A 20,485-nucleotide genomic window follows, 5' to 3' on the forward strand; every position below is an offset into this window, starting at 1 on the left:
ATTTATATTTCTGGTGACAAAATATCCAAATAATTATAGTTAAAAGCATCAACAACTAAATAAAATGATAGCCTGATTTCGCATTGGAGCAGTTAATCATTTTTTTAATAAAATAAAAGAAACTATTTATTTTGAATAAAAAAACTGTTAATTTTCTAACAAATTATTATTCATCAACAAAACAAAGGAAGCTACAATGGGTTCAATGACAAAAGCTCAAATTCTAGATTATATGGCAAAAAAATCAGGTTTAACAAAAAAAGCAGCGGGAGAATTTTTAGACGAATTTGTTAAACTTGCATACAGAGAAGCTAAAAAAAGTTTTGTGGTTCCTGGCTTAGGCAAATTAGTTCTTTCTGAAAGAAAAGAAAGAATGGGAAGAAATCCTAAAACAGGCGAACAAATGCTAATCCCAGCCAAAAAAGTTGTAAAGTTTAGAATTGCTAAAGCAGCTAAAGAAGCTATATTAGGTAATAGCAAATAATTCATTTTAACCTCACTAACTGCTAATTAAAATAAAGCCCGTTTAATTAACGGGCTTTTTTGTTTTTCTTTTAAAGCGTGTATCAGTACCTCTAGTTGTAATTTCTTTTATTAAGTCATTGTACAGTTTCTGTGGGATGTTTTGTAAAATAATAGTTAGTAGTTTGTTAAAATTACCTGCATGCGGGTAAAAACCAATTGTGATATTTTGTTTATCGTCAATAATGTAAATTGGTCTTGTTAAGTACCCTGAAAATATCCCGCCTCTTATCTTATTAATATTCTGATGATAAATTTCAATCTTTTTTTTGCTTAGAAAAAAATTTTCACAAATAATCTTTTCGTTATTTGCTGTTATTTTGAAAGGGAATAGTTTATAAGTCTTAAAAAAATATTTATTTACAATAAAAAGTATGGCTAAATTGAATAAAATATAAATAGGAAAGTACCATTCTTCTGAAATCATGTAGAAAGAAAATATTATATGAAAAATCAACATTAAATTGATTGGAATATTTCCATATCGATAAATTAATTTCTGAATAAATGGATAAGTAAAAGTATACATCATTTCCCTATAATTTTACTGCTAAATTTAATAATCTATTAGATAAAAGTTATTTTTGTGAAAATAATTTTTAGGGTGTACTTAACTATAAGTTACTTAAAGAAAGGAGTGAATTTTTTATGTACGATGTAATTATAATTGGTGCTGGACCGATTGGTTTAGCTTGTGGAATTGAAGCAGTAAAAAATAATTTGAAGTATTTAATAATTGATAAAGGTTGTTTGGTGAATTCTATTTATAATTATCCGACTAACATGGTTTTCTTTTCGACCTCAGATAGATTAGAAATTGGAAACGTTCCTTTTATCTCACACGGCGTAAAACCTACAAGAACAGAGGCATTAGAATATTATAGAAGAGTAAAATCTTCATGGAATCTTAATGTTCATACTTACGAAAAAGTAAATAGTGTAGTTGGTGAATTTGGAAATTTTACTGTAATAACCGCAAAAAGAGAATATAAGACTGCAAATGTTATTGCGGCAATTGGGTTTTATGATAATCCAAATTATCTCAATATTCCAGGTGAACAACTTCCAAAAGTAAAACATTATTACGATGATGCTCACCCATATGCATACCAAAAAGTAGCAGTAATAGGAGGTGGAAATTCCGGCGTTGATGTAGCTTTGGAGACGTATCGTAAAGGTTCAGAGGTAACAATGATTATTAAAAAAGACAAACTTGATGATGGCGTTAAGTATTGGGTCCGGCCTGATATTGAAAACAGAATTAAAGAAGGTGCAATAAAAGCTTACTTTAACTCGACAGTAAAAGAAATTTTGGAAAAAGAGATAGTGATTGATACACCTAAGGGACAAATAACTATCGAAAATGATTTTGTTTTTGCAATGACAGGCTATCATCCGGATTTTAGTTTTCTAGAAAAAATTGGTATTGAGTTCCAATCAGTTGAGAATTTAACTCCTGCTTATAACCCAGAAACTTTTGAAACAAATAAAAAAGGTCTCTTTCTTGCTGGCGTTGTTTGCGGGGGAATGGATACTGGTAAATGGTTTATTGAAAATTCAAGATACCATGCTGAAAATATAATTAGAGAAATAAAGAACAGTTATATAAAATGACCCTGAATCCAAAATATTCTTTGCCAAAAGAAAAAATTAAAGTGTTGCTGTTAGAAAATATTCATCAGAATGCAATTGATTATTTTAGAAATAATGGCTACACAAACGTCGAGTACTTAAAGTACTCATTAAATAAAGATGAGCTGAAGGAGAAAGTAAAAGATGTTCACTTGCTTGGTATAAGGTCGCGGACAAACATCACATCGGAAGTATTAACACATGCGAAAAAATTAATTGCAATTGGATGTTTTAGTATTGGAACAAATCAAGTCGATTTGCAGACAGCTAAAATTAAGGGAATACCTGTTTTTAATGCACCTTTTTCTAATACACGTTCTGTTGCTGAATTAGTCATAAGCGAGTGCATTTTCTTAATACGAAAAATTCCAGAAAAAAATTTCTATGCTCATAATGGAAAATGGTTAAAAGACGCTTCAAATTCTTTTGAGGTTAGAGGAAAAAATATCGGTATTATTGGCTATGGACATATCGGTTCACAAGTTTCTGTATTAGCTGAAGGTTTGGGAATGAATGTTTATTATTATGATATTATGCCAAAACTAACACTTGGCAATGCAAAAGCGTGCAATTCTTTAGAGGAGTTATTAAAAATTTCAGATATTATTACTCTACATGTTCCTGAAACTGAAAAGACAAAAAACATGATAGCCTATGAGCAGCTTAAATTAATGAAAAGAGGTTCTTATATTATAAATACATCGCGTGGTACGGTTGTTAATTTAAATGACCTTGCTAAGGTATTAGAAGAAAAACATCTTGGCGGAGCTGCTATTGATGTCTACCCTGTTGAACCTGCTTCGAATAATGAACCATTTGTCAATGTCCTTCAAAAATTTCAAAATGTGATTTTAACTCCGCATATAGGAGGGAGTACTTCTGAAGCTCAGGCCAATATTGCTTTAGAAGTCTCTGAAAAGCTCGTTAAATACTGTGACGTCGGCTCAACAATTGGTGCTACTAATTTCGTTGAAATTTCTTTACAGCCGAATATAAATAATCAAAGGTTTTTACATATTCACAAAAATCACCCCGGAGTGCTGAACAAAATTACAAAGGTTTTTACTTCAAGAAATTTAAATATTGCAGCACAGTACCTACAAACCGACCCTTATATTGGTTATGTAATTATTGATATTGATGGTAAAGATGATGCTAAGAATATATTAAAGGAACTTAAATTAATCCCTGGTACGATTAAAGTAAGGATGTTGTATTAGAACTCATACTCATGTTTCTCCAATATATTTTTTATTTCGTCCCTAAAGGGACTTAATCTATTTCTTTGTTCATTATCCTATAAATATTTTGTCCTGACTGGACAATAAAGCCTTGATTATGTATAAACCAATGTAATCCCTTTAGGGATTATATAGTTATAGAATAATAAATATCAAACTGAAGTTAAAAGTCCCGTAGGGACGAGATAGGGATTGATTTACAAGACAAGTAGAATAGTCCAAAATCTTGAAGTTTTCTAAATTTATTTGGTAATTCATGCCTTCGGGATTTGATTTCAAAATTATTCTGGACAGCACTGCTCATACTATTAAAAGCTGTCTAAGAATAATTTCCCAATTAAATAACTTATGAAAAAAAAGGCCTACCCATAAACACTTTAGCAGGCAGGCCAATTGAAGTTAACGTTCTTGCATCCAATTTCTTGAAAAATTTCTGCTCAAATTTTTCTAATGATAGATTAGAAATTATTTTTTCTTGGCTGCTTTCCTAGTTAATTTATTTTTGCCTTTCTTAGTTTTAACGTTAATAGTTTTCTTAGCCGAGCTTTTCTTAGTAATCTTTTTCTTTAATTTTATAGCGGGTTTCTTCTTAGAAACTTTTTTTTGCGGTTTTGCTTTAACCGATTTCTTTTTAGTAACTTTTTTAATTTCAGCCTTAGCTTTTTTAACAGCCTTTTTTGCTTTGGGAGTCACTGTAGTTTGTTTCATTTTTTGGGCAATTAAATTCAATGCGCTTCCTGCTTTGAACCATTCAATTTGCCCAGCATTGAATGAATGATTAAGCATTATTTCATCTGAAGAACCATCGCTATGTTTTACAATTAATTTTAATTGTTTATCAGGTGCGAAATTTTTTAATCCAACTATACTTAGTTTATCGTCCTCTTGAATTTTATCATAATCATTTGGGTCAGCAAAAGTAAGAGGTAACATGCCTTGTTTTTTCAAATTAGTTTCGTGAATTCTAGCAAAGCTTTTTACAATGATTGCTTTTCCGCCCAAGTAACGAGGTTCCATTGCTGCATGTTCTCTGCTCGAACCTTCTCCATAGTTCTCATCACCTACAACAATCCATCCAATACCCTTAGCTTTATATTCCCGCGCTACTTCATGAACTTTTTTATATTCACCTGTGAATTGGTTTTTTGCTTCTCCGGCGTTTCCAGTAAAAGCATTAATAGCGCCCAAAAACATATTTTTGGAAATATTATCGAGATGACCGCGATATTTTAACCAAGGGCCAGCGGGAGAAATATGGTCTGTAGTACATTTGCCTTTTACTTTCAATAATAATGGCAAATCGATAAAGTCTTTCCCATCCCAAGCCGGGAAACGTTCAAGCAGTTGAAGTCTTTCGCTTCCCTCAGGAATTTTCACTTCAGTTTTGTAGCCGTCAGGTGAAGGAGGAATAAAACCATCAAAGTTTTTTACAAAATTGTCTATTGGGAGTTCTTCTCCCATAGGAGGATCTAACTTAACTTGTTCACCATTTTCATTTGTTATATAATCTGTGGCTGGATTAAAAGATAAGCTTCCGGAAATTGCCAACGCAGTTACAATTTCTGGACTCGCAACAAATGCTAAAGTTTCCGGATTACCATCATTTCTTTTTGCAAAATTTCTGTTGAATGAAGTAACAATTGTGTTTCTTTCTCCAGTTTTAACATCCATTCTGTTCCACATGCCAATACATGGTCCACAAGCATTTGCTAATACCAATCCACCTAATTCTTCTAACACTTTCAATTGACCGTCTCTTTCAATGGTAGCTCTTACTTGTTCCGAACCAGGTGTGATAGTAAATTGTGTTTTAGCTTTAAGTCCTTTTGATAGCGCTTGTTTAGCAATATTAGCTGATCTGTCAATATCTTCATAGCTTGAATTTGTGCAACTTCCAATAAGAGCTACGCTAATTTTATCCGGAAAATTATTTTCTTTGACAGCCTCTTTCATCTTGGAAATTGGCCATGCACGGTCTGGGGTAAAAGGACCGTTAAGGTGAGGCTCAAGTTCGCTCAAGTTTATTTCGATTACTTGGTCGAAATATTTTTCAGGTTCAGCGTAAACCTCATCGTCGGCTTTTAGTACATCAGAAAGTTCAGTTGCTAAGTCAGCTACATCATTACGGTCAGTTTTTCTTAGATATTCTACCATTTTTTGGTCAAATGCAAAGATTGAAGTTGTAGCACCAACTTCTGCACCCATGTTACAAATTGTACCTTTGCCTGTACAAGAGATTGAATTAGCACCTTCACCAAAATATTCTAAGATTGCACCGGTGCCTCCTTTAACTGTAAGGATACCAGCAACTTTAAGAATAACATCTTTAGGTGATACCCAACCTGAAAGTTTGCCGGTTAATTTTACTCCAATAAGTTTAGGCCATTTTAATTCCCATGGCATTCCGGCCATAACATCTACTACATCAGCGCCGCCGACACCAATTGCAATCATACCAAGTCCTCCGGCATTTGGCGTATGCGAATCGGAACCAATCATCATTCCACCTGGAAAGGCATAATTTTCCAGAATAACTTGGTGGATAATTCCTGCGCCTGGTTTCCAAAAGCCCACACCATATTTTTTGCAAATACTCTCAAGGAATTCATAGACCTCCTTATTTTCCTCTATAGCGCGTTCGAGGTCTGCTTTTGAACCGCTTTGTGCAACTATTAAATGGTCGCAGTGTGCCGTTGCTGGTACTGCTGAAGTTTTCCTGCCAGCATGCATAAATTGCAATAAGGCCATTTGTGCAGTCGCATCCTGCATAGCTACACGATCAGGTGTAAATTCTGCGAAGTCTTTACCCCGCTTCAATTCATTTTTTGCTGGGCTCCATAAATGGGCATAAAGGATTTTCTCAGCATAAGTCATTGGTCTGCCAACTACCTTGCGCGCTCTGTCAACTTTGTCTCTTAATTTACTGTAAACCCCTTGGATCATATCAAAATTTGCGGTCATTTTAATTTTCCTTATAATTTATTTTTTATTTTGAAAAATAACAAAAAACGAAGTGTTTTGCTGTTGGATTCCAGAAAATAAAATGGGTTTATTAAAATATATTTCTAAAGGAAGTTTATGTTGTTTGTTTAGTTCAAAAATTCATTGATGGTTAATTCTTTTCTAAGTATTAATGCTGTTGATAAACAGGGTGATTTTATTACTTATTTATTGTTTAGTATCTGGTTTAATTAACATTATTTTTTTGGTTGTAAATTTTAATAAGTAAATTCTTTGGAAAAAATTTGGATTAATTTTTATTACCATATAATTCTAGTTCAACTAATTCACAAATTATATGAGCTATTGTAATGTGTCCCTCCTGAATTCTTTGAATATTAAAAGATGGGATTGTAATAGGTAAATCTACATTGCTTTTCAGCTTGCCTCCGTTTCCGCCAAGAAATCCAATAACTTTCATTCCTTTCTCTTTAGCTTTTTCAACGGCTTTAAGAACATTAACAGAGTTTCCGCTTGTAGAAATGGCAATTAAAATATCGCCGCTGTTGCCTAATCCTTCTACGTTTCTTGCAAATATGTTTTCAAAACCGATATCATTCCCGCCTGCGGTTAAATTAGAAGAATCTGTGGTTAAGGCTATAGCAGCCAATGCAGGTCGCTTTATGTCATGGTTTAATCTTATCATTAATTCGGTTGCAATATGTTGACAATCTGCAGCACTGCCTCCATTACCACACAACAGAACTTTTTTCCCGTTTCTGTAAGCATTTGTTATTAATTCGACTGCATTCATTAATTCTGCTTTACATTCTTTTTCTATTTTTAATTTTGTCTCAGCGCTTTCTTTTAGCGAGTCTGTAATAAATTTTTCTTTATTCAATTTCTCTTCTCCACCGAAATATTAATTATTGTCAAAGATAACAAAGTTTATTATTATTAACCCTAAAAAAATTATCAGCAAAAATCTTTAAGAGAATTGTGAAATAAGTATTAGTTCATCTGTGGGGATAGAAGATATTATAACTTAATGGTGCTGTGATTTTTAAGAGCTTGTGAATATTAAGAGTCTAAAACTAAATAATAATTATTGAATTAAGGATTAAATTTATGGATAAGATAACAATTTACGAAAAGCCGACATGCACTACGTGTAGGAAGGTAATTAAAATTCTTCAAGAAAATGGAGTGGATTTCGAACGTATTAATTACTACATAGAACCTTTCAAAAAAGAGCAATTAAAATTGCTGTTAAAAAAAATGAACATGACACCGAGTGAACTTCTTAGAAAAAATGATGAAGCATATAAAAAATTAAAGGCAAAAATTCTTAAGCTTTCTGAAGAAGAAATATTAGAATTAATGATAAAAAATCCAGATTTAATTCAGCGACCTATAGTAGAAAAAGGTGAAAAAGCAATACTTGCGCGCCCGCCCGAAAGTATTTCAAAGCTTTTTAATTGAGTTAATAAATGTTCTTTTTAGATATAATAAGAAAAAAATTGCATATTTAGTTTGATATTGACTAAGTTACCATTATTTATCAGCATTATTTCACATTATGAGTAAACAGACCTACTTATGGGTTCTCGCTATTCTAATAACTATAGCCTCAGCTGTTTATCAAAGAATTACAGGTCCTACTTATCCTCTCACTGGTGGAGTATTAATCGATGGGCACGAAATAAAATATAGATTAGAACGAAGTTATTCAACTTCTTCAAATTATTTAATTAAGATTAACACAGGTGAATCAGAAATAAAAGGAAATTTATTTTGGAGAAAATACAAGTCTAACTCGAAATTTAATTCTATTCAGATGAAGGGCAATAAAGTTCTAAGTGCTGAGCTGCCTCGACAAAAAAGATTAGAAAAGCTTGAGTATTACATCGAGCTTTACAAGGACAATAAAACAATTAAAATACCTAAAGATAATTTGGTAATAATTAGATTTAAGGATGATGTGCCCGCATTGATATTAATTCCACATATTATCGTTATGTTCTTAGCTATGATGTTTTCTACTCGCGCTGGTTTGGAATTCTTTAATAAAGAGCCTAAGTTGAACAGGTTTTCATTTTGGACTGTAATAACATTATTTATTGGCGGCTTTCCGCTTGGCTTTGCAATGAATGGTTTTGCTTTTGGAGAAATTTGGGGTGGCTGGCCTTTTGGAACAGATGTGACGGATAATAAAACGCAAATAGCATTTATTACATGGCTGCTTGCATTTTTTATGGTTAAAAAAAATATGCGTTCAAAATATGCAGTGCTTGCAGCTGCAATAGTAATGTTAATTGTTTATATGATACCCCATAGTTCTTAACAGAAAGAAAAGGAAGAGCAGTAAACCACTAATAAGAGCAAGGGTATTAGTTTGATTTTATTTTTTTCCTGCTCCATCGAATTTTATTTAAGTAATTTGCATAGAATCAATTTTCTCACAAAAGGAGAAACTAAATGAGCGAGCATGAAGTAACTAAAATTCCAGGGTTACCAGATAATGCGTATACAGAATTAAAACCTGGCGAAGAATATCATCCTGTAATGTCACCTCAAAATGAATATCCTGAAGTAACTCCATATTCTTTGATAACTGGTTTAATAATGGCTGTGCTTTTTTCAGCTTCTGCAGCTTATCTGGGTTTAAAAATTGGACAAGTTTTTGAAGCTGCAATTCCAATTGCAATATTAGCTGTAGGAATAACCACGATTTTAAAAAAGAAAGGTGGACTAGGGCAAAATGTAATTATCCAATCAGTTGGTGCTACATCTGGTGCAGTTGTAGCCGGCGGAATTTTTACTTTGCCTGCTTTGTATATTCTTGGTCTCGATAAGTATGTTCAGTTTTACCAAATATTTTTAGCATCGTTGTTCGGCGGTTTCCTTGGTATCCTCTTTCTGGTCCCCTTTAGAAAATACTTTGTATCAGAGATGCATGGTAAGTTTCCTTTTCCTGAAGCTACTGCTACTACTGAGGTCCTAGTTGCAGGTGAAAAAGGAGGCAAGCAAGCTATTGTTTTGATTATCAGCGGTCTAATTGGGGGAGCTTATGACTTTGTTGTGGCTACTTTCGGATGGTGGAGCGAAGTGTTTACTACTCGTGTTGTAGAAGTAGGACAAAATCTTGCAGACAAATTAAAACTAGTTTTTAAGATAAATATAAGCTCTGCAATTCTTGGTCTTGGTTATATCGTAGGTTTACGTTACAGTGCAATTATTGTTGCTGGCTCTTTTCTTTCGTGGTATGTTATAATTCCTGTGTTTGCATATTTAGGCAACTACATTGTAGCCCCCATAGGTCCAAATGCTAAACTGCTGATTAAAGACATGTCGGCAGAACAAATTTTTTCAAATTATGTCCGGCATATTGGTATTGGTGGAATTGCCATGGCCGGATTAATTGGAATTATTAGATCGAGTAACATTATAAAGAAATCTTTTACTTTGGGGTTTAAGGAATTATTTGGTGCTAAATCGACTAATGATGAACTTAGAACCCAGCGTGACTTACCAATGAAAATTATATTTGTTGGAATATTTCTAACTGCCGTATTGATATTGGTTTTTTTCATGTTTGGTGTTGTACACAATCTTGGTTTAGCCTTAATTGGACTTTTAATTGTATTAATAATTTCTTTTTTGTTTACAACAGTAGCAGCAACTGCCATAGCAATTGTTGGTACAAACCCGGTTTCTGGAATGACATTAATGACGTTAATTTTATCCTCTGTAGTCTTAGTTTCTGTCGGGTTATCTGGAACTGCAGGTATGGTATCAGCTTTGATAATTGGAGGTGTAGTTTGTACGGCACTTTCTCAAGCCGGTTCATTTATAACTGATTTAAAGATTGGTTATTGGCTTGGTTCATCGCCTCATAAACAAGAAAGATGGAAATTTTTAGGAACAATTTTTTCCGCTGCCACTGTAGCATGGATTATAATGGTGTTGAACGATACTTATGGCTTTACAGGTGAAGGTGCATTAGTTGCACCGCAGGCAAATGCTATGGCAGCTGTAATCCAACCTTTAATGTCTAATCAAGCTGCGCCTTGGATGTTATACTTAGCAGGCGCTTTTATGGCATTAATATTAACAATAGTTAAAGTGCCGGCCTTAGCCTTTGCGCTGGGCATGTACTTGCCTTTGGAACTGAATACCCCTCTGCTTATAGGTGGACTAATTGCACATTTTGTTTCTACAAGAAGTAAAGATGAATCGCTTAATAAAACAAGGAAGGAGCGTGGCACCCTCATTGCCTCGGGTTTTATAGCCGGCGGTGCTCTAATGGGTGTTATTAGTGCTATTCTGCGCTATGCAGGATATAATTGGGTGAATACTGAATGGCAAGAATCTCATTCTGCTGAACTTATTGCTATTATTATGTTTATGCTGTTATCACTTTATATGATTTGGGATTCTATGAGAGCTAAAAAGGAAGAATAAATTAATGCTTAACTGCATAAGCAAAGACATATTTTCACAGAAATTTATTACTTGCAAGAATTTATTCATAAAAAAATAAATTTCTGCTGGCTGTTTAATTCAATTTTAATCGGCGGAGTGCTAACCCTATGGCTGTCTCAATTGAATATCTTTCATCAAGGTACTCTAGCACAAAACTAATAAACACTTTTCTAACTTTTTTAGGGATGAGCACTCCATAAAATGAAGCCGCTATTTCTAATAAAGTGTTCATTTTTGATAAGTATTTTTTCTCATTTTATTATCGAAAATGATTATAATATGTTTAACCCAAAAGAAAATCTTTTATGAATATTAAAGAAGTTAGAAATCAATTTCCTCATATTGCAAAAGGTAAAATTTATTTTAACCACGCTGCAATAGGACCATTATCAACACCGGTGGTAAATAAACTTAATGAATATATTTACCAGCGAAGTGAAGGTTCAATTGATATATATGAGTTATTTTTAAATGCTCAAAAAAACTCAAAAGAAAAATTAGCAAAAATATTGAATGTTGGACCAGAAAGAATTTCTTTTGTTCAAAATGTTTCTTCAGCAATCAGCATCATTGCTCAAGGACTGAAATGGAAAGTTGGTGACCGTATAATTTTAAATGATATGGAATTTCCATCTAATGTTTATCCTTTCTTGAATCTTAAAAGTGAAGGTGTAGAAATTGATTTTGTGAAATCTTCCAATGGCGCTGTACAATTTGACGAAATAGAAAAAGCTGTAACTCGAAAAACAAAATTGATTTCCATCAGTTTAGTTCAGTTCGTTTCGGGATTTAGAGCAGACGTAGAAAAAATAGGAGAACTTTGTAAGCTAAAGGGAATTATTTTTTGCATCGATGGAATTCAAGGGATTGGTGTTGTTGATACCGACATGCAAAGATACCAAGCAGATTTTATTGCCGGTGGTTCACAAAAATGGTTAATGGGCTTACAAGGCACATCATTCTTTTATATTTCAAAAGATTTACAGGATAAAGTTGAACCGAAAGTAGTTGGATGGACATCAGTAGTTAATGCTTGGAACCTTCTTAATTATGATTTAACTTTGCGGGAGAATGCTGACCGCTTTCAAAGCGGAACTATGAGCGCTATCGGTGTCTGTGCACTAAATGAAAGTCTAAATCTTTTTACTAAAATTGGAATGAAAAACATTGAGGAACAAATTTTATCTAATACCGAATACTTCAATAACAAACTGTTGTCTATTGGTGTTCGGCCAATTTTAGCAGATGCAAAAAGAGAAAACCTATCAGGGATAGTTTCATTCAGACACAAAAAATCTGAACAGATTTTTACCGAATTGGGAAAAAGAAACATAATTTGTTCTTTAAGGGAAGGGGTAATTAGGTTCTCGCCTCATTTTTATAACACTAAAGAAGAAATTGATTTTGTAATAGATGAATTGAAACTAATCATAAGTAAACTTTAACCTCAAAAATTTATTCCTAACCATATATACGCTAATAAGTTATTCTAAATTTGCATTTAACAGTGATGATTAATTGCCTGCAATAATTGTGAAGTTTCGTTTTTATGATGAAATGATGAAGGGAATGCAAAAACCGCATTCCCTTTAGTTTAGTACCATTTTTGTTATGATTTTCTAACAAGTCGCAGTGTTTATAAATTTATTCCAGCGCCAAGATAAAAAGTTCTTCCTAATGTTCCGTAATAAAGTACTTCCTCATAATTAGCATTAAAGAGGTTTTGTATTCTTCCATAGAATTCTAGGTTATCTGATATTTTTATTGAGCTTAGTAAATTTACTATTGTGTAAGAACTTAACTTAGTCCTTTGTGCTGGGTAAGTAGTAAAATCTTTATCATAGCGTTCGCCCACGTATTTTACTTGAAGTTGCAAATTAACATCAGTATTAAAATCATAACCGACTAAAAGAAATGCTTGGTTTTTAGGTCGACGCAGCAACGGCAAGTTATAATCTGTGCTTTTTACGTACTCGTCTTTCGTATTTGTTAAGGTGTAATTTATAGAAAAATTGAAGCGATTAATTCTATATCCCGTTAAATTAAATTCTATACCTTTCATTGAGGCTTTTGCTACGTTTATTGCCTTAAAATTTTCATCGAAACTGAACATATCCGTTAGCATTAAGCTGTAGTAGTTTAACTCAAAAGATAGTTTACCACCCAATAAAAATTGTTCTACTCCAAAATCGTAACCTTTACTTTTTTCTGGCTTTAGAGAAGGATTGCCATAAGCGGGGTCAAACAAGTAAAATAATGATGGTGCTTTGAAACCAGTTCCGTAAGTTGCTTTGAACTTAGTTTTAATTTTGTCAAAATAAAATGCTTGGGTAATTCGGTAGGTAAGTTCACCACCAAACTTTTGATGGTTGTCGTATCGTAATCCAACAGATGTAAATAATTTATTAAATACATTAATTTGATCTTGAGCATACAAACTATTTGTATAAACACTTTGTTCTGGAAAAATACTTTGATATGGACCAAAGATGCTAGTTGATGAATAATTTGACGAAGCTTTTTCCGTTTTATGTTCAATACCAACAGTGATGAGGTTATTGCTTAAGAAATAAAAATTATTTTGCCAGTCGATACTATATCGTACTCCATTAGCATAGTTATTACTTGATGTATTTGGTCTAATTTCATCTGGTAAATCCACTGCTTTAGAAATTCTTTTCATTATAGAAGCAGTTAAAGATTGCTTCCATTTTTTATTGAAGAGTTCGAGTTTGCTAATTGATGAGAAGAGTTGTTCTTCTACTTTATAACTAAAATTAGGGTCGTCACCCAACTTTTCGTTTTGGTCTAAATCATTATTTGATTTTGTGTATTTATATAAAAAAGAACTATTAAAATTATTGTTTGGGTGTATCATAATTTTTCCGGTAAAAGAATTATTTGAATAGCCATCTTTTTCCGTATTGCCATATTTAGAATCAGCAGCAGATATTCCATCAGTTTTATTTCTTGAAAAGGATAAGAAGTAATTTAGTTTATTGTAGTTTCCGTAAGCAGAGACATTACCTCTGTAATAATTATTTGATCCACCTTCACCGTAAAAAGAAAAATTTTTATTTGGTGAACCAAACTTTGTAATAATATTAATTACACCTGCTATTGCCTCAGAACCATAGAGGGTACTTTGGGGGCCTCGGACAATTTCAATTTTATCTATGTCGTTAACATTTAGATATGAGAAGTCAAATGCATTATCTGGTGAAGACGGGTTGTTCATTTCGGTTCCATCAATTAACACCAAGGTATGATTCGGACTGGCGCCTCTAATGAACACACTTGCTAATTTGCCAGGTCCACCTTGTTCAACTACTGTTACACCCGGCAATTCCCGTAAAGCATCTACGACTGTATTTATTTGCCTTTCTTTTAAATCTTTCTGTGTAAGCACAGAAACAGAACTTGCCAAAGTGTAATAAGGTGTTTCAGTGCGGTTAGCAGTTACAATTATTTCTGAAAGTGTTGTTTTTAGTGTGTCGGATTGTGGGAAGGAAGTTGCTGAAAAAAGCAAAAGAAACAAGCAGATATAAATCTTTTTCATAGAAGTTACTCCTTTTTATTTTCCTGTTATTAACAGGTGTGACATTAAAAACTGTCACAATGGTTAAAAGATGTAACTTCGTGGGTAGGTATAATTTGTTTCAAGTAAATTTGTACATTAAGCTTGAAACAAACTGTGGTATGAATAATTTTATTAATCAAAACCTCACCCGCGAAGGTTTGTTAGTTAATTAAATATCATACGGCAGGTCTCCTGGCTTAAGACATCGTTTAACGCCTTCCCGGGGAAATTCAGAATGCAAAATTTAATCTTGCACTATGAATTTAATTTTAATTTCCCAGTGGCATAAAGTTAAACGACTTTATCTGTCTTTTACAGTTGCGGGGCAGCACCGGAATACCCACTTTTTGCATGGTTCACCGGTTTCCCTATTAAGTCGATTACGACACCGTATAACAATTTTTTTAAGAACAAAAGTAAAATACGAATTAAAGTATATTCAGGCAATTAGATGAAAAATAATAACGGATAATTCATAAATATTTTTGAAATTAAAAACTATTCGCTGTATTTTTAACACAAACAATTAATCATCGTTATTTCTGTGGTAGTAGTTTTGAACTTATCAGTCACATCATTAATCTTTTCAAAACATTCTTCTTTGTTCAGTAATTACATTATAATATCTAATTCGGGAGGAATTTAATGGGCTGGTTTTTAGAAAGTTTAAATTCATCTATCGGTAAAAAAATTGTTATGGCTGTCACTGGTATTTGTTTGATTTTGTTCCTAATTGTTCATCTAATTAATAATCTAACACTTTACGGGGGTCCCGATTTGTTTGACACTGTAGTAAAAAACCTAGATTCAATTAAACCCTTAGTGAGAGTGATAGAAGTTATTTTAGCACTTGTATTTTTGCTCCACATAATATACGGTACATATTTGTGGTATAAAAACAAAAAGGCTCGCCCGGTTAAATACAAAATTAATGCTTCTTCTAAAAATAGCGATATCTATTCACGTACCACCTTTGTTACAGGAAGTATAATTTTTATTTTTCTTGTAATTCATCTAAGAACATTTTGGTATGCATTTAACTTTGGCAACCCAATGACAGACTTACATCATTACTACCAGTTTACAGTGGAGACTTTTCAGAATCCCATTTATTCTCTTTTTTACATTTTTGCTATGATTTTACTTGGGTTTCACTTGAACCACGGATTTCAAAGTGCATTTCAAACATTTGGATGGAACAACAAGAAGTATTTTCCAATTATACAAAAACTTGGAACAATTTATGCTTTAGTAACAGCAGTTGGTTTTGCTTCTATTCCGGTATACTTTTTATTTTTTTACGGAGGTAACTAATGGTAAAGCTAGATTCGAAAATTCCTGGTGGACCAATTCAAGATAAGTGGACAAGTCATAAGTTTAATATGAAACTTGTTAGCCCAGCTAACAAAAGAAAATATGACATAATAGTAGTGGGTACAGGCTTAGCTGGTGCATCAGCAGCAGCAACTTTAGGGGAATTGGGTTATAATGTTACAGCAATAACTTTTCATGATAGCCCTAGAAGAGCCCATAGTATTGCAGCTCAAGGTGGTATTAATGCAGCAAAGAATTATCAAAACGATGGCGATTCTGTATATCGTTTATTTTATGATACAATAAAAGGCGGCGATTTTCGTTCTCGTGAAGCAAATGTTTACAGACTTGCAGAGGTAAGCAATAATATAATTGACCAATGTGTTGCACAGGGCGTTCCTTTTGCAAGAGAATACGGTGGGTATTTAGATAATCGTTCTTTTGGCGGCGCTCAAGTTTCAAGAACTTTTTACGCAAGGGGACAAACTGGTCAACAGCTTTTATTAGGCGCTTACAGTGCTTTAATGAGACAGGTGAATAAAGGGACTGTGAAATTATTTACTCGTAGAGAAATGCTGGATTTAGTTGTAATAGACGGAGCTGCTCGCGGCGTTGTTTGTAGAAATTTAGTAACTGGAGAAATTGAAAGATATTCTGGACACGCAGTTTTATTAGCAACTGGGGGTTATTCTAATGTATTTTTCTTATCAACTAATGCAATGAACTCTAATGCTACTGCAATATGGCGCGCTCATAAAAAGGGTGCTTTATTTGCAAATCCATGCTTTACTCAAATTCACCCTACTTGTTTGCCCGTTCATGGTGAGGGGCAATCTAAATTGACTTTAATGAGCGAAAGCTTACGAAATGATGGAAGAATATGGGTTTCAAAAATTCCAGGAGATAAAAGGAAACCAAATGATATACCTGAAGAAGAAAGGGATTACTATCTTGAAAGAAAATATCCTTCATACGGAAATTTGTCTCCACGAGATATTTCATCAAGAAGTGCTAAGGAAGTAGTTGATGAAGGAAGAGGTGCACAAGGTCAAGAAGCTGTTTATCTTGATTTTAGAGATGCTATTAAAAGACTTGGGAGGAAAGTTATCGAAGAAAAATATGGCAATCTTTTTGAAATTTATCAGACGATTACTGGTGAAAATCCTTATGAGGTCCCTATGAAAATCTACCCGGCACCTCATTATACTATGGGCGGATTGTGGGTAGATTATAATTTAATGAGTACAATTCCCGGCTTATTTGTTTTAGGTGAAGCTAATTTTTCAGACCATGGGGCTAATAGACTTGGAGCTAGCGCATTAATGCAGGGTCTTGCTGATGGATATTTTGTTATACCATATACATTGGGTGATTATCTGGCGACTTATAAACCAGCTAAAATTTCTATTGACCACCAAGAATTTGTTAAAGCTGAAAATCAAATAAATGATTTTGTGAAAAAACTCCTTTCAATTAAAGGTAAGCACACAGTAGATGAAATTCATAAACGATTAGGCAGATTAATGTGGAACAAAGTTGGTATGTCTAGAAATGAAAAAGGATTGAAAGAAGCCATTAGCGAAATTAGAGATTTAAGAGAAGAATTTTGGACAAGTGTAAATGTCGTTGGTTCTGATAAAGACATAAACCAATGCTTGGAAAGAGCAGGCAGAGTGGCCGATTATCTTGAATTGGGCGAATTAATGGCATTAGATGCTCTTAACAGAAATGAATCTTGTGGTGCACATTTTAGAGAAGAGTATCAAACAGATGAGGGTGAAGCCCTCAGAAATGACGATGAGTACGCTTATGTTGCTGCTTGGGAGTTTGAACAAATTGGTAAATGGAACCTTCATAAAGAGGAACTAAAATTTGAAACTGTTAAATTAGCCACAAGAAGTTATAAGTAGAAAATAAAGTCGAGAATTAAGTAAAGAACTTAGAGTTAATTTTAAATACAAAAGTTTTGTAATAATAGGTGATAATATGAACGAACAAAAATTGAACTTAACTCTTAAAATTTGGCGACAGGCAGGTCCAACCGCTGTAGGTCAATTCAAAGAATATAAAATTTCTGTTTCACCTGATTCTTCTTTTTTAGAAATGCTGGATGAATTAAACAATCAACTTGAAAAAAATAATCAAGATCCTATCGCGTTTGAGAGTGATTGCAGAGAAGGAATTTGCGGTACATGCGGCCTTGTTATTAATGGTCAGCCTCATGGACCATTGCCTAAAATTGCTACCTGTCAACTTCACATGAGGCATTTTAAAGATGGGGATACAATCTGGGTAGAACCGTTTAGAGCAAAAGCTTTTCCTGTATTAAAAGATTTAATAGTAGACCGTTCTGCTTTCGATAAAATTATTGCTGCAGGCGGTTATATTTCTGTTAATACCGGTAGTGTGCCAGATGCAAATGCAATACCAATACCCAAAGACTTAGCTTCAGAAGCTTTTGATTCTGCGGCTTGCATTGGCTGCGGAGCTTGCGTTGCTGCTTGTAAAAACGCATCTGCAATGTTGTTCGTTAGTGCTAAGGTTTCTCATCTTGCACTGCTTCCTCAGGGCCACCCAGAGAGACAAAAAAGAGTTGAAGCAATGGTTAAAGTTATGGATGAAGCCGGCTTTGGAAGCTGTTCAAATACTTACGCATGCGAAGCTGAATGCCCTAAAGGTATTTCAGTTAGAAATATTGCAAGACTTAACAGGGAATTTGTTAAAGCTGCTATTGCTTCTGATCTTGTTGAGGGATAATCTTTGGTAAATTGATTTTATCGTTGATTATTTGCTCTGTGAATTAGCTGATAAAATCACTGTATCTTATCAAAGTTCATAATTGAACTCATTATTTTTTGAAATGATTATCATTACTACAACTCATTTACTGTCGTTGCAACCCCGTCAACGACGGGAGAATCAATCTCAGCAATAAATTGTTTAGTTATTCATATCTGCATTAGAGATTACCTCGTCCCGATAAAAAACATAGGGACTCGTAATAACAATAGAAAGACAGCCGATAAAAATGAATGATTAACTTTTCACGAAGTGAAGGATTCCCATTTTCCTAACTTGCCAGCAGGCTGGGTGGAAAATTTGGGTTTAAGTTTAATCGAGATTTTTTTATGCCAATTTGCTATAATTGATTATTGATTAAGTTATTTTGAAGCAAAAATAATGTTTGAGAGAGAAATTAAATTTATCTACGACTTTAATCTAAACAAAATCAGTAAGCTCGGTCCTTATTTTACCTTTGAGCAACTAAGAACTACGAACTTACATCCAGCTTTTTTGCAATACATATCAGCTGAAATTGATTATCTAATTTTTGAGGATAGACAAAAGTTATTAAAAGATTCTGTATTTGATTATTCGGGTGAAAAAATTGGTTACTATTTTGAAGCGATTAATTCAGAAATAAAAAAAACAAAACGCTTTTCACTTGATTATATATCAAAGCTGATTTTACATGCCTCATCATTTACGGTTAATTATTTAGTTCGCCCTATTTGGACATTAAACAAATTTATTTTTGATGAAAGTAGTCATAAAACTACAATTGAAATAAGACAAATTCTTAATTATGTCTACTATTATAAGTATCTTCCTAAAATTATTAATTCCTATTTCAATTCAAAAAAAATAATATCGATAGATGCCAAAGAATTTTCTGATTTATTAAATCGAATTGAAAAGTTGAGCATTGAATCATATCTGAACAATATTTTGGAATCAACTCTGAAAGCTATGTCAGAATTTTTTAATATTGGTGAAATTCAGAAAACCAAAATCCCATTGGTGGCAGTTAGATCGTTTCTTCTTGAAAAAAAATTGGATAATTACGTAGAAAAACTGGATAAGTTTCTGCCTGGAGATGAAAACACTAAGTATGATATTGGTGATTTTAAGAGAGTCTTTAGCAAAGTACTCGTTGAAAAAGAAATGGAACTTAAAGAGCCCGAAAAATTAGTCGAGGAGAAAGAAGAAATTATTGTTGGTCAAGAAGAAAAAGTTGAGACTGAACAGAGAGATGAAGAAATAAAAGAGGGGGTAGAAAGCAAATCCAAAAAACTGAAGATTAAGATCAGCGATGAAATTAAAATTGAGCAGATTGATACAGAAGAAGATAAAAGTCAACCAGTAATTGAAGATGATATGACAGAGGAGGAAGAAACAGAGAATTTGGAAGAGATTATTAAAGCTTCTAAAGGAGATAATGCTTTAATAGATACATCCTCCTCCTTAAATGGAGAAACTAATAATGTAGAAGAACATACTGAACTCGCCGAAGAAAAAGAAACAATAGATAAAGAAGAGGCTTTGGATGAAGTTAAAGAGTACAATTACGATAATAACATTTTAGAAAATACTCAGACAAATGAACAATCTGAAATTCCGGCAGACGAAAGTCATGTAGAAATAAAAAAGGATGATAGTATGTTGATAGGACAAGAAAATCAAATTGAAGAAAAAGAAGAATTAAGCGAGAAAAATGAGAGTGATGGTTCTACTGAAGGAAAGAGAGAAAATATTGATATTACAGAAATATTAGAGCATAAAGACATGACTAAAGTTATCAAAGTAATTTTTGACTATGATATTGAAGAGTTTGCCAATGCAGTAGAAAATATAATGCAGTGCAAAAATTTTGATGAAGCTAACACAATGTTAGAGCAAATATTAAAAGAGAATCAAATTAATGCCAATTCGAAAGAGGCAGAAATATTTAAATCAGTCATTTCAGAATTTTTCCAGCGCAAGTAATTAT

15 protein-coding genes and 1 riboswitch are annotated in these 20,485 nt (G+C 33.1%); of the genes, 11 read left to right on the top strand and 4 right to left on the bottom strand.

Annotated features, from left to right (window positions below; all coding sequences use genetic code 11):
• Positions 1 to 196 precede the first annotated feature (196 nt).
• On the top strand, positions 197 to 484 hold the full coding sequence (locus ABRY23_12665; GenBank protein MFA3783905.1) for an HU family DNA-binding protein: 288 nt from the start codon (positions 197 to 199) through the stop codon (positions 482 to 484).
• A 42-nt stretch (positions 485 to 526) separates the two neighbouring features.
• Here the strand turns inward: ABRY23_12665 and ABRY23_12670 are convergent, their stop codons facing one another.
• Complete coding sequence (locus ABRY23_12670) at positions 527 to 1,054, bottom strand: hypothetical protein (GenBank protein ID MFA3783906.1); 528 nt, start codon at positions 1,052 to 1,054, stop codon at positions 527 to 529.
• Between the two features lie 116 nt (positions 1,055 to 1,170).
• On the opposite strand from ABRY23_12670, the gene ABRY23_12675 reads away from it, so the two are divergent.
• A complete protein-coding gene (locus tag ABRY23_12675) occupies positions 1,171 to 2,136 on the top strand; it encodes a YpdA family putative bacillithiol disulfide reductase (protein MFA3783907.1) in 966 nt (321 codons plus the stop codon).
• Positions 2,133 to 3,374: a phosphoglycerate dehydrogenase gene (gene serA, locus ABRY23_12680; protein MFA3783908.1), complete on the top strand. Its 1,242-nt coding sequence runs from the start codon at positions 2,133 to 2,135 to the stop codon at positions 3,372 to 3,374. Before ABRY23_12675 ends, serA begins: the two co-directional genes overlap by 4 nt.
• A 486-nt stretch (positions 3,375 to 3,860) precedes the next feature.
• Here the strand turns inward: serA and ABRY23_12685 are convergent, their stop codons facing one another.
• Together ABRY23_12685 and ABRY23_12690 are read right to left on the bottom strand one after the other, a co-directional pair.
• The gene (locus ABRY23_12685; GenBank protein ID MFA3783909.1) at positions 3,861 to 6,356 is read right to left on the bottom strand and encodes an aconitate hydratase; all 2,496 of its coding nucleotides are present in this window, start codon (positions 6,354 to 6,356) and stop codon (positions 3,861 to 3,863) included.
• Between the two features lie 289 nt (positions 6,357 to 6,645).
• Positions 6,646 to 7,236, bottom strand: a complete 591-nt coding sequence (locus ABRY23_12690) for an SIS domain-containing protein (protein ID MFA3783910.1) — start codon at positions 7,234 to 7,236, stop codon at positions 6,646 to 6,648.
• A 227-nt stretch (positions 7,237 to 7,463) separates the two neighbouring features.
• Here ABRY23_12690 and ABRY23_12695 point away from each other — a divergent pair, with 227 nt between their 5' ends.
• The 4 genes from ABRY23_12695 to ABRY23_12710 all read left to right on the top strand — a co-directional run bounded on the left by ABRY23_12695 (position 7,464) and on the right by ABRY23_12710 (position 12,265).
• The gene (locus tag ABRY23_12695; GenBank protein MFA3783911.1) at positions 7,464 to 7,817 is read left to right on the top strand and encodes a Spx/MgsR family RNA polymerase-binding regulatory protein; all 354 of its coding nucleotides are present in this window, start codon (positions 7,464 to 7,466) and stop codon (positions 7,815 to 7,817) included.
• A 97-nt stretch (positions 7,818 to 7,914) separates the two neighbouring features.
• Positions 7,915 to 8,679: a hypothetical protein gene (locus ABRY23_12700; GenBank protein ID MFA3783912.1), complete on the top strand. Its 765-nt coding sequence runs from the start codon at positions 7,915 to 7,917 to the stop codon at positions 8,677 to 8,679.
• 134 nt (positions 8,680 to 8,813) lie between these two features.
• Positions 8,814 to 10,799, top strand: coding sequence for an OPT family oligopeptide transporter (locus ABRY23_12705; protein MFA3783913.1), 1,986 nt, complete (start codon positions 8,814 to 8,816; stop codon positions 10,797 to 10,799).
• Positions 10,800 to 11,125: 326 nt separating this feature from the next.
• Positions 11,126 to 12,265, top strand: a complete 1,140-nt coding sequence (locus tag ABRY23_12710; GenBank protein MFA3783914.1) for an aminotransferase class V-fold PLP-dependent enzyme — start codon at positions 11,126 to 11,128, stop codon at positions 12,263 to 12,265.
• A 191-nt stretch (positions 12,266 to 12,456) separates the two neighbouring features.
• Here ABRY23_12710 and ABRY23_12715 read toward each other — a convergent pair whose 3' ends face one another.
• Positions 12,457 to 14,379: a TonB-dependent receptor plug domain-containing protein gene (locus tag ABRY23_12715; protein ID MFA3783915.1), complete on the bottom strand. Its 1,923-nt coding sequence runs from the start codon at positions 14,377 to 14,379 to the stop codon at positions 12,457 to 12,459.
• A 185-nt stretch (positions 14,380 to 14,564) separates the two neighbouring features.
• A riboswitch (cobalamin riboswitch) is annotated at positions 14,565 to 14,808 on the bottom strand.
• A gap of 237 nt (positions 14,809 to 15,045) precedes the next feature.
• Here ABRY23_12715 and ABRY23_12720 point away from each other — a divergent pair.
• The 4 genes from ABRY23_12720 (at position 15,046) to ABRY23_12735 (ending at position 20,481) form a co-directional block, all read left to right on the top strand.
• Positions 15,046 to 15,714, top strand: coding sequence for a succinate dehydrogenase cytochrome b subunit (locus ABRY23_12720; protein MFA3783916.1), 669 nt, complete (start codon positions 15,046 to 15,048; stop codon positions 15,712 to 15,714).
• Positions 15,714 to 17,624: a fumarate reductase/succinate dehydrogenase flavoprotein subunit gene (locus ABRY23_12725; protein MFA3783917.1), complete on the top strand. Its 1,911-nt coding sequence runs from the start codon at positions 15,714 to 15,716 to the stop codon at positions 17,622 to 17,624. Before ABRY23_12720 ends, ABRY23_12725 begins: the two co-directional genes overlap by 1 nt.
• A gap of 76 nt (positions 17,625 to 17,700) precedes the next feature.
• A complete protein-coding gene (locus ABRY23_12730) occupies positions 17,701 to 18,471 on the top strand; it encodes a succinate dehydrogenase/fumarate reductase iron-sulfur subunit (GenBank protein ID MFA3783918.1) in 771 nt (256 codons plus the stop codon).
• A gap of 423 nt (positions 18,472 to 18,894) precedes the next feature.
• The gene (locus ABRY23_12735) at positions 18,895 to 20,481 is read left to right on the top strand and encodes a hypothetical protein (GenBank protein ID MFA3783919.1); all 1,587 of its coding nucleotides are present in this window, start codon (positions 18,895 to 18,897) and stop codon (positions 20,479 to 20,481) included.
• The last annotated feature ends 4 nt before the right edge of the window (positions 20,482 to 20,485 follow it).

Source organism: Melioribacteraceae bacterium 4301-Me, from assembly GCA_041538185.1.
GTDB lineage: Bacteria > Bacteroidota > Ignavibacteria > Ignavibacteriales > Melioribacteraceae > Pyranulibacter > Pyranulibacter aquaticus.